Source organism: Ruminococcoides intestinihominis (genome assembly GCF_040096285.1).
Classification (GTDB): domain Bacteria; phylum Bacillota; class Clostridia; order Oscillospirales; family Acutalibacteraceae; genus Ruminococcoides; species Ruminococcoides intestinihominis.
On sequence record NZ_JBBMEY010000050.1, the window covers coordinates 1 to 10,779 of the forward strand.

Consider the following 10,779-nt stretch of genomic DNA (forward strand, 5'->3'; position numbering starts at 1 on the left):
AACTATAAATTAGATGAATTAATCGGTTATTATCTAATTTATCTACATTACATAATCAACCCCACAAACCCTAATTTGTTAAATTAACCTTTACTAACAAAAAAAGAAAAATCTAATTATCTAACAAAAAATAAAAATTTTATACACAAGAGGTAAGTTCCATTTTTGGTACAGGTAATATGTTATTATAATAATAAGACATATATGGAGGTATGATTTATGTTTGAGACTTTAGACAATCTTTTTGATTTAAACGGTGACGGTAATCTTGATTTAGGTGAACAAGCACTTGAATACGATGTTATATTTAATGATGATATTATTAGTGATGACTTAGATAGTGACTTTGATTTTATTGATGATTTTGAAGATACTAATGACTTATTAGACAATGATATTGACTTATAATTGTACATAATAACGAAATAAATTCTTTTTCTTGACTTGATTACTTTTAGTTGAGTATAATACATAGGTGATTAAATTTTTAGGAGTAGTATAATGGAAAGAGAAAGTTTTAAGTCCCGTACAGGTTTCCTACTTGTTAGTGCAGGTTGTGCTATAGGTATAGGTAATGTATGGAGATTTCCTTATGTTGTTGGCCAAAACGGTGGTGGACTATTTGTACTGTTCTATTTAATATTCTTAGTGTTAATGGGTATTCCTGTTTTGACAATGGAATTTGCAGTTGGTAGAGCAAGTGGCAAAAGTGCAGTCCTAAGTTACAAAACACTTGAAAAGCCAAAGAGTAAATGGCATATTCACGGTTGGTTCTGTATGTTAGGCTGCTATATGCTGATGATGTATTACACAACAGTTTCAGGTTGGATGACATCGTATTTCTATAAATTCGCCATAGGTGAATTTAAAACCGGTATGGACTCAAAGTCGGTTACAAATGTGTTTAATAACTTAACATCTTCACCAATAGAAATGTTAATTTGGATTTTTATAATTACTGCTTTAGGTTTCTTTGTGTGTAGTAAAGGTGTTCAAAAAGGTCTTGAAAAAGTAAGTAAGTTTATGATGGTTGCTTTGCTGGTTTTAATTGTAGTTTTAGCAGTTCATAGTTTTACTTTATCCGGTGCAAAAGAAGGACTTAGCTTTTATCTGATTCCTGACTTTGAGAGAGTTAGCAAAATCGGTTTAGGCAATGTTATTACTTCAGCAATGAGCCAAGCATTCTTTACTTTAAGTTTAGGCATTGCAGCTATGGAAATCTTCGGTAGTTATATGAATAAAGACCATACTCTAACAGGTGAAGCTGTGAGAATTTGTTGCCTAGATACATTTGTTGCAATTATGGCCGGTTTAATCATTTTCCCTGCTTGTTTCTCTTATAATGTAGAAGCAGGTCAAGGTCCTGCACTTATCTTTGATGCATTGCCAAATGTATTTGTAAATATGGCAGGTGGCAGAATTTGGGGAACATTGTTCTTCTTGTTTATGACATTTGCAAGTTTCTCAACTGTTATTGCAGTGTTTGAAAACCTTGTTTCTTTCGTATCAGATACATTTAAAATCAGTAGAAAAAAGTCATCAGTTATTAACTTTGCTATTGTATTCATCACAAGCCTACCTTGTATGTTTGGCTTTAATCTACTAAGTGGTGTTAATGTACTTGGTATGGGTATCCTAGATATGGAAGACTTTGTTGTAAGTAATATTTTACTTCCACTTGGCTCTTTAGTTTACTTATTATTCTGTGTTACTAAGTTTGGTTGGGGTTTTGACAACTACTACAATGAATGTAATACAGGTAAAGGTATGAAGCTACCTAGAATTGTAAAACCATATTTGCAGTTTGTCCTTCCAATATTAATTTTGATAGTTTTCGCACAAAAATTTATAGGCTAAAAATTAGGGTTGATACTTTAATCAGTATCAACCCTTTACTTATGAAAAATCATATGTATGCAAAAAGCATATACTTTTTTCTTGACTTTTTGATGTGTGAAAAATTATATGCATTTCTTATATAGATTTGTTAATTCATAGGTGTTATACTGAGTTTAAAGAAAAAGGTAGGTAATAGATATGAATAATGTTAAGAATAATCAAGAAATCGGTAGATATTTAGAAAAACTAATATCCGAGAATTTTGACTCAAGAAGAAAGTTTTGCATTAAGGTTCTAGATGTTCAATTTAATGCAAAGCCAAGTGAAGAACAAATTGCAAATTATAGCAATAAAATATCTCAAATAATTAAGGGTAGAAAAGGTATACAAATTGCTGATTTGCCTATCTATGCTAATCTGCTTAATGTGTCTTGTGATGAAATACTAAGTTGTGGGGAAAAATATATTCCAATAAAAAATCATATGACAAATTATCAACTTGCTTTTTCAACTGATAAAAAAGTATGGGAAAAGTATATTAATGTAGAAGATAGTATTTCATTAAATTATGATGAATACGGTAAATCATTAATTGACTATGCCTTCAAATTCAAAAACTATGACCTTGTTAAGTATTTAATCAGTATTAATTATATTAACATTATACCTGAAAAAGATTTTTCGGATAAGGCTAATAAAGGTGCTTTATGGGCTGCAGAAACATCTGTTAAAAAGAATAACAGAAATTATCTTTATAACCCTTACGTATATGAAAGGCAAACCGAAAGGAATTTACGCACTAATTTAATTATTTTAGCCATTAAGAATAAGGATTATAAAATGCTCGAAAGACTCCACGCAAGGGAAATGCCGGAACTTTACGGTATGGATTATACTTGCCCAATACCATATGAAGACATTATTAAGAATTATCAATCATATCAAATAGAAACCTCATGTATTGATGAATTAATAGAAACTATTGCAAATTCTGATGAAAATATGATTGATTATTTCTCATCGGAGTTTAATGTTCAGTCTAGATTTAATAGGACTAATACTGTTATGTATCCTTATTTAGATAGGATTGTTGAAAAAATGCTTTTGCTGAATATTAGAGAGGTTGAACTGCCTATTAGAAGAATAACTCAGCATAATAAAAAGATGTATGAAAAATTAGTTAAATTAATTGATGAGGTTCATATCAGTATGTGTGAACGGTGGGGTGTTGAACCAACTCAAAAAGAGTATAGAAAAATATGTAATGATATTGTAATTAATAAAAACTACAATTTAATAGCTTTTTGGAATGTAAGGGAAAAAGGAATTTTAACTGATATTTTTAGAATTGATGAAAATTCTTCAAGTCCTATCCTAAGAGAATTAATAAAAGAATCTAATGAATGGTATGATAAAATTATAAATTTAGCAGAAAAGGAGGATTAATATGGGCTTTTTTGATTTTGATGATGGTGATTTTTGTATAACCACTTCCGATAATACAGCAATGGATTCTGATGGGAATTTAATGATAAAAACATCAGATAATACTGCTATGGATTTAGATAGTGGAGAAATTCACTTTATTTCATCTTGGGATGAAGATTAAAAAATAGGGTTGATACTTTAATCAGTATCAACCCTTTACTTATGTATAAAGTTTTATTTGTTTACACCACCACAATGAGGACAAGTAGATGCGTTAATATCTATCTTTGAACCACACCACTGACAAATAATATATTTTGATTTGTCATAATAACGGTTATGTGCATTTTCTTTTCCTTGTAAAATTGCCTCACACATCTTTTCTGCATAATGTTCATATGTTTTGTATTCAGGGGAATTTTTAACATCTTTAGAGTTGTCAATTTTTCCCGGATACATTCTTTCCATTTTGAAAAAGTCCTTAATTTTATTAGTAAAATTTTCTTTACTAACTTGAATTGTTGTAGGGTTGTCAGAACCAACTCTGCATCTGTTAATCTTAAATTCCATTTTACTCATAAATGGAATGTTGGTTTCAATATTAATAACAAAATCATAAGAATAATTAAATGCTCTAGGAGTGAATCTACCGGTACGACCAAGTGCATCTCTAAAGAAAATTTCATCTTTACTTTCAACAACTCTATGCCTGCAACTTGTAACAGATGTTAAAGAAATTAAGTCGGAGTTTTTCTCCTTATAGTCATAATCCTCAGAGGCAATAACAAATTTCTTCATTCTTTCATCAATAAGGATTTTCAGTTCATTACCGATTTCAATAGTAGGATTAAAATCAAAAAGCTCTGTAAAATTTTTATCCCTATATGTTAAGTGATTTTTTAAATCAACTACATCTGTGAATTGTAATTCTTTATCAAACCAAGGAGAAATTTTGTTTTTGCAATTTGGACAACATATGCCATTAGAAAGCTCTATTCTGTCAGCATAACTGAACATATCTCCACAAACATTGCAAGAAATTCTTCTTTCTTTTTCGTTTTTTTCTGTGATTTTTCTATCTATCTTTTCTAAATCTTCAAATAACTCATAGAGTCCCATTGTTCTAACCTCTTGTTTCCTATATATTACAAAATTATACCATTTATTTATTATTACTGCAATATTTTCTATTATTATAATTATTATAAAGAAATTTTGCAGATTTTTTGTTTTTCTAATGACAATATTATTTTTTTATATTATAATGTTTGTAAAATAAATTGAAAAATTTAAAATTTTTTGCAACAATTCCCCTACATAAAAAGTATTATTAGTAGGAAGGATGATTTTTATGTTATCAAAAGTTATTTTAACTTTATTAGCTGTAATGTGTTTTGTATTTTTTCCTACAAGTAGTAAGTATATTTAGCTAAAAACTACTACCGATTGTACAGATAATCCTAAATTTGAGGAAGTTTCAAAAACAAAGACTATTCTTTCATATAGAATTAATGATTAGAATAAGTAGTTTTCTTAGTCTTAGTGACGAATAATTAAATTGTTTAAGAATAGGGGAAATAAAAATGAAAAAGTTTAAATCAATTATTAGAATTGTATTAGCCGTTATTAGTGCAGGACTTTTCTTATGGTTCTTGTTACCTATGGCTAAGAGAATAATTTGTGTTGGAAATGTTGTAGGTGTACTGTTTACTGCTTTTGTATTTTGCAGATGTGTATTTTACAAGTATTTTCAAAAGCTAAAAGAAAAGTGGCTAATGGGTGGTTTTAAGATGGTGCTATATAGAATAATACAGGTTTGTATTGCACTTTTTCTTGTGTATGGTGTAGTAATAAGTGGTCTTATGGCATTCTTTACTTTGCAAAAACCTGAACCAAATTCTACAATTATTACTTTAGGTGCTATGGTTAGACCTGACGGTTCTCCTAGTGGTAGCTTAAATCGTAGAGTACAGGCTTGTTATGAATATCTTGTTGAAAATGAAAATTCAAAGGCTGTTTTGTCAGGTGGTCAAGGTAGCAATGAACCTATGAGTGAAGCACAATGTATGTACGATATTTTAGTTAAGAAAGGTATTAGCAAAGATAGATTGTTTATTGAAGACAAGTCAACTAATACTGATTCTAACTTAATCAATTCTTACAAAATAATTGAAAAGAATAATTTGTCAGAAAATATTGCTATTGCAACAGATGGTTACCATCAGTTAAGAGCAAGAATTATTGCCAACAGACAAGGAAAATCCGGCAAGGTTGGTGCAGTAAATGCCAAGCCAATTAGTTCGGTAATAGTAACCTATTGGGTTAGAGAATGGTTTGCAATACCTGTTGAGTTACTAAAATAATATTTTTATGGCATAATAAAATAAAGGAATGTGTATAGTGAAGAAGATAATTTGTGTATTTATTTCAGTATTAATGGTGGTAACATCCACTATAACAATGTTTGCAGAAACTAAAAAGGACTACTTAGCAGTTATAGGTGACTCTATAGCCTATGGCTTAGGTATCGAAAATAAAGATGATATTTATGGCAATATTGTTGCAAATGAAAGGGACTATACCCTTACTAATGATGCAGTAAACGGCTACACAACTACTGATGTACTTAATTTAGTTGAGAAAAACGATAAGGCAAAAAACCACCTAAAACAAGCAGAAACAATTGTCATTTCTGTTGGTGGTAATGATTTTTTGCAACTTAGAAATAACCTTGACTTTACAGAAATTCTTGAAGTAATTGAAAAAGGTAAAGACAGCAAAATGATTAAAAATATGCTGAAAACAGTGAAGCAAAATCTTCGTTCTATTCACGAAAATATTAGAGAGCTTAACCCTAAAGCAAAGATAGTTTTGCAAACTGTTTACAATCCATTCTTAGGTCAAAGTGATAAATTTACCGAACTACTTTGTCAGCTTGTTGAAATGTTTAGAGAAGACTACACTCAGATTTATTTTGACGAAGCAAAGACTGATAGTAATATGGTAATTGCAGATGTTGAAAAGACTTTCAGAACTTATAGCAACAGTACAGGTAATACTTCCTTAGTACAAAACGACTATATTCATCCATCAGTAAAGGGTCATAGGATTATTGCAGATTTAGTAGAAGAAACAATGGATGATGTCCATAAAGCAAGTTGGTCAAGTGTACAGAAATCAGCCAATGCCCTTGTTAGATTAGGTTGCAGAATGTTTGAATAATTTATGCTTTGTATTTAGGTGTTTTATTTAAGTATGCTATACAAATTAGTAATTCTTAATAAATAAATTAATAATTCTATATTCCTTGAGCTACCTTTTACCGGAAGATACAACACAAAATAAACTTGTTCTAATAGAAAAATGGCAGTCAAAGGATTTGCAACAACTTCACCTAACAACACCTCATATGCAAACCTTTTCCACAATAAAGGGAAAGTATGTTGATGATACAAATGCAACTTTCTTGAATATTTAATGATAAACATCTACTAAGCAGTGTTTAGTAGGTGTTTTATGTTATTGTGTACAAATCAGTAAAGAATTATTTGTATATAATGTTTGTTGAAAATGTAGGAATAATATGGTAAAATGTAAGTGAAATAAATTAGATGTGAATTAATATCTATTGATAAAGGTAGGTTATTACACATATATTATATTTCAGTAACAATTACTAAATTGGAGGTATTATATGAAAATACAAAAATTAAGTTTAAAGAAAGTAACTATTTTGTCACTGATAGTTAGTACAATTATACTAACATCTATCTTGTTTGCATCAGCAGCTGAAATAAATGATTATCAAACTGGTTATATTAGTGATGATTATGAAGTGTCATTGCCTAAAACTACTGATAATACCGACTATGGTTCCTCGTTTGATGCAAGGAAAGAAGGCTTTGTAACACCTGTAAAAAATCAAAAAAAAACAGAATGTTGTTGGGCTTTTGCCTCAATAGCTGATTTTGAACATTCTGCTTATAATCAAACAGGTTTATTACAAACTTTCTCAGAGGAGTCTATGAGATTCGTTTTAAGTAGTAATTCTAAAAATGTATTTGGAAATAGTTATGGATATTATAATGGATCTTTTGGTGGTGGTGGTTTTGAAAGTATAGCTGCCCAATATTTAACTAATAGTAATTCAGATTTTATGTGTGGAAATGATGTTAATTGGGTAGCACCAAATTATGATGCTGATATTCCATTTTCTAATAGTTTTCTACAAGTCAATACATCACAGTGGTACAAAGAGAAACTTAGCAGTTCTATTCCAAATTGCAAATTAACTGATGCATTTTATATATCAAAGGATGAATTTAAAAAATATATAAAAGAATACGGTCAAATAATATTATCATTTAAAACTAATGAATACTATCGTAATGAAAAAACAGGTGCACTTTATCTTGATGAAGATATTAAAAATGGAGGTCATGAAGTTTTGTGTGTTGGTTGGGATGACAATTATAGTAAGGATAATTTCTTGGAAAATCATAGACCATCAAAAAATGGAGCTTGGTTAATAAAAAATAGTTGGGGAACTGACTTTGGAGAACAGGGTTATTGTTGGATTTCATATGAAGATGTCACTATTAATAATCAGGCTATGGTTTATGCTAAAATTAATAAAAATTCATCTAGTGAAAAAATGTTATCATATGATATTACACCTTTAGGAGAAAAGGTAGGTAAAACAATAGATAATACTAATAATACATTTGCAATGGCTAATATTTATGATTTAACAAAACTTCAGGATAGTTACGATTGTATAAAGGATGTAATGTTTTATAATAGTAACATAGGTGCAAAATATAATATATATGTAGTACCTTTGGGTAAAACTTCAAATATCCCAACAAATTCCAGTGAATGGGGAGAATCATTAGCTAACGGAGTAATTGAACATGAGGGTTATATTACTGCTAATTTTAAAGATAAAGTATCATTAGAAAATGTTAGTAGAGTTGCGATAATTGTAAATTTCTCAAAATATACTGATAAACCTGGTCGAGATTGTTTGTGGTTAAATAAGGAGAAAAACTATTATACAGGCGATGAACATGCGCAAGTAATAAAGTTATATTGTCAATCTGTTGCTAATAGAGGTGAAAGTGTATATTTGAAAGGTGGAAGTTGGAGAGATGTTGTTTCAAAACTTGACGAAATTGAGTATGATGGAAACTTTTGCATAAGACCTACATTAGTGAAAAGCAATGCTAAAGTAGAAAACTCAACTTTATCAACTTATACTAGGGATTATACTGGAACCAGTGTGAAAACTAATATAAATCTGAATGGAAATGCTTTATACAGAATTATTGATGATAAAGGAAATGTTCTTCATCAAAACAAAGATTACAGTTTAACTAACGTAAAAGATGATGGTTCAGTTGTTCGTTTTGCTGCCTATAAGTCATATTTTTCTGATTTAAAAGAAACAGGAAAAAGGAAAATAACTTTTGAGTTTACAGATGGTGATAATCAAACACTATTAATTACATACAAAGTTAATGTACCGGCAGTATATGTAAATGGTAAGACATCTTTTGGTCAAAAAATAAATGTTATATTAACTGATGAATATCAAAGGGTTGATGATTTGAATTATCAATGGCAGCGTTCGGAAGATGGTATTAGTTGGACGAATATTGAAAATGCAAATAATAATGAATATGTTATAAAGTTAAATGATATTAATAATTATCTTAGATGTTTTGTTTCTGCCAAGGAAAATGGTATATATTTTTATGGTCAGGCGAGATATTCTTACGCAACAAATTTAGTCACTATTATTTATGGTGATGTTAATTTAGATGGTGTAGTAAATGTTAAAGATTCAATAGCTATTTTAAAATATTTGGATGGTCAGTTAGAACTAAATACATATCAGTTATTACTAGCAGATGTTAACGGTGACGGCTACGTTAATGAAGAAGATCAACAATTAATATTAAAGTATATTAATAAGCAAATTGAATCATTTCCGGTAGAGGCTTAGGAGGTTAATTATGAAAAAAGTAGTATCTATATTATTATCAGTTATGATGATTATGTCTGTGGTTGTTGGTACATCAGTATTTGCTGATAGTACAAATAATACAGATAAAAAAATGTGCAAAGTTCACTGTATTTATTCTTCTTTTGCCTTTGTTGAAGAAGGTTATAACTTTTTAACAAATCCGGTGAAAGAAACAGAAAAAGGCAAACCATATACAACTAATATTAAGTTCAATACTAATGTTAGTTCAAACTGTACTCGATCTGAATTTAATGTAGCCGTTATTATGGGTGATGGTACAATCATTGAGCCAATTTTAGTAAGTAGAGGAAATTTCTTGGTAGTAATTCCTGATGTGGTAGATGATATTTATATTTGTATTAATGGTATCAGCGAACATAAAGATGATGATGTTATTATTACTGGAAATCCTGCAAAGTTGTTTGTTTGGAATTTAAACAATGTAACTTCAAGCGAGGAATATCAAAATAAAGAGCCACATAGTGGTCATTATGCTTACAATTTCGGAACAGAAACTTATGCACCAAAAGAAGGATACAAAATCACTTCAATAAAAATATTAGAAGTAGTACCATGCTATGATACATTAAAAAATGAATATACATATGAAATTATAGATCGTGTAAATTCTGATAGAAGCATAGTTAAAGATAATGGTGATGGTACATATACTGCCCTTGATTATATGGGCGGAAGCTATTATATAGAAGTAAATGCAGAGCCTATTGTGCAACCAACCAAACCAACCGTAAATAAGATTACAAAAGTAGCTTTAAATAAAAAGTCAGTTACATTAAATAAAGGTAAAAGTACAACTGTAAAGGCAACGGTAACACCTGCTAATGCAACTAACAAAAAGCTAAAGTGGACTACTTCTAATTCTAAGGTAGCTACAGTTTCTCAAAGTGGTAAGATTATTGCAAAGAGTAGGGGTATAGCTATTATTAAAGCTATGTCAACTGACGGTAGCAATAAATATGCAAATTTGAAAGTAACAGTAAAGCAACCAGTAACTAGTGTTAAGCTAAATAAAAAGTCTGTAGCTCTAAGAGTGAAAGGCAATGCAAAGCAGAAAACAGTTACACTAAAAGCAAAAGTTTACCCAAATAATGCAAATAATAAAACTGTTAAGTGGTCAACATCAAAATCAAAGATAGCAATAGTTAATAGCAAAGGTAAAGTAACTGCAAAGAAAAAAGGTACTTGCTATATTATCGCTACTGCAAAAGACGGCAGTAAAAAATCTGCCAAGTGCAAAATTACCGTAAAATAAAAAGTATTACCGGTAAGTAATTAAAATTAAAAATGTTCGTAAAAAACCTACCTATTTATTTTAGGTAGGTTTTTAGCATATAATAAATAATATAATTTTGGATAAAAGAAAAACTGCACTTAAACTAAGTGGTTGAGAGTTTATCATATTTTTGATAGAGTAACAGGGGGAATATGATATAATAAAATCAATATTCCAATGGAGGAAACCA

The 10,779-nt window shown here is 29.5% G+C and carries 9 protein-coding genes; 8 read left to right on the forward strand and 1 reads right to left on the reverse strand.

The annotated features are described in order from the left end of the window. Positions 1-219: 219 nt before the first annotated feature. From WMO18_RS09540 to WMO18_RS09555, 4 genes are all read left to right on the forward strand, one after another. Positions 220-408 carry a hypothetical protein gene (locus WMO18_RS09540; protein WP_211148617.1) on the forward strand — a complete coding sequence of 63 codons (189 nt, stop codon included), beginning with the start codon at positions 220-222 and terminating at the stop codon, positions 406-408. Between the two features lie 93 nt (positions 409-501). After that, positions 502-1,857, forward strand: a complete 1,356-nt coding sequence (locus WMO18_RS09545; RefSeq protein WP_211148616.1) for a sodium-dependent transporter — start codon at positions 502-504, stop codon at positions 1,855-1,857. A gap of 180 nt (positions 1,858-2,037) precedes the next feature. Further along, a complete protein-coding gene (locus tag WMO18_RS09550) occupies positions 2,038-3,285 on the forward strand; it encodes a hypothetical protein (protein WP_367286562.1) in 1,248 nt (415 codons plus the stop codon). 1 nt (position 3,286) lies between these two features. Beyond that, positions 3,287-3,448, forward strand: coding sequence for a hypothetical protein (locus WMO18_RS09555; RefSeq protein WP_287926945.1), 162 nt, complete (start codon positions 3,287-3,289; stop codon positions 3,446-3,448). A gap of 53 nt (positions 3,449-3,501) precedes the next feature. Here the strand turns inward: WMO18_RS09555 and WMO18_RS09560 are convergent, their stop codons facing one another. Next, on the reverse strand, positions 3,502-4,386 hold the full coding sequence (locus tag WMO18_RS09560) for a hypothetical protein (RefSeq protein ID WP_296074690.1): 885 nt from the start codon (positions 4,384-4,386) through the stop codon (positions 3,502-3,504). A 464-nt stretch (positions 4,387-4,850) separates the two neighbouring features. Here WMO18_RS09560 and WMO18_RS09565 point away from each other — a divergent pair, with 464 nt between their 5' ends. The 4 genes from WMO18_RS09565 (at position 4,851) to WMO18_RS09580 (ending at position 10,568) form a co-directional block, all read left to right on the forward strand. Next, positions 4,851-5,630: a YdcF family protein gene (locus WMO18_RS09565; protein WP_211148556.1), complete on the forward strand. Its 780-nt coding sequence runs from the start codon at positions 4,851-4,853 to the stop codon at positions 5,628-5,630. A 37-nt stretch (positions 5,631-5,667) separates the two neighbouring features. Beyond that, entirely contained in the window at positions 5,668-6,489 is an 822-nt protein-coding gene (locus WMO18_RS09570) for an SGNH/GDSL hydrolase family protein (RefSeq protein WP_211148557.1), read from the forward strand. A gap of 472 nt (positions 6,490-6,961) precedes the next feature. Then, on the forward strand, positions 6,962-9,274 hold the full coding sequence (locus WMO18_RS09575) for a C1 family peptidase (RefSeq protein WP_367286563.1): 2,313 nt from the start codon (positions 6,962-6,964) through the stop codon (positions 9,272-9,274). A gap of 10 nt (positions 9,275-9,284) precedes the next feature. Then, positions 9,285-10,568 (forward strand): Ig-like domain-containing protein, encoded by a 1,284-nt coding sequence (locus WMO18_RS09580; RefSeq protein ID WP_367286564.1) that lies wholly within the window; start codon positions 9,285-9,287, stop codon positions 10,566-10,568. Positions 10,569-10,779 lie beyond the last annotated feature (211 nt).

Coding starts and splice junctions, on each gene's coding strand:
- WMO18_RS09545 (WP_211148616.1), top strand. CDS start 502: ATGGAAAGAGAAAGTTTTAAGTCCCGTACAGGTTTCCTACTTGTTAGT.
- WMO18_RS09575 (WP_367286563.1), top strand. CDS start 6,962: ATGAAAATACAAAAATTAAGTTTAAAGAAAGTAACTATTTTGTCACTG.
- WMO18_RS09555 (WP_287926945.1), top strand. CDS start 3,287: ATGGGCTTTTTTGATTTTGATGATGGTGATTTTTGTATAACCACTTCC.
- WMO18_RS09550 (WP_367286562.1), top strand. CDS start 2,038: ATGAATAATGTTAAGAATAATCAAGAAATCGGTAGATATTTAGAAAAA.
- WMO18_RS09560 (WP_296074690.1), bottom strand. CDS start 4,386: ATGGGACTCTATGAGTTATTTGAAGATTTAGAAAAGATAGATAGAAAA.
- WMO18_RS09580 (WP_367286564.1), top strand. CDS start 9,285: ATGAAAAAAGTAGTATCTATATTATTATCAGTTATGATGATTATGTCT.
- WMO18_RS09540 (WP_211148617.1), top strand. CDS start 220: ATGTTTGAGACTTTAGACAATCTTTTTGATTTAAACGGTGACGGTAAT.
- WMO18_RS09565 (WP_211148556.1), top strand. CDS start 4,851: ATGAAAAAGTTTAAATCAATTATTAGAATTGTATTAGCCGTTATTAGT.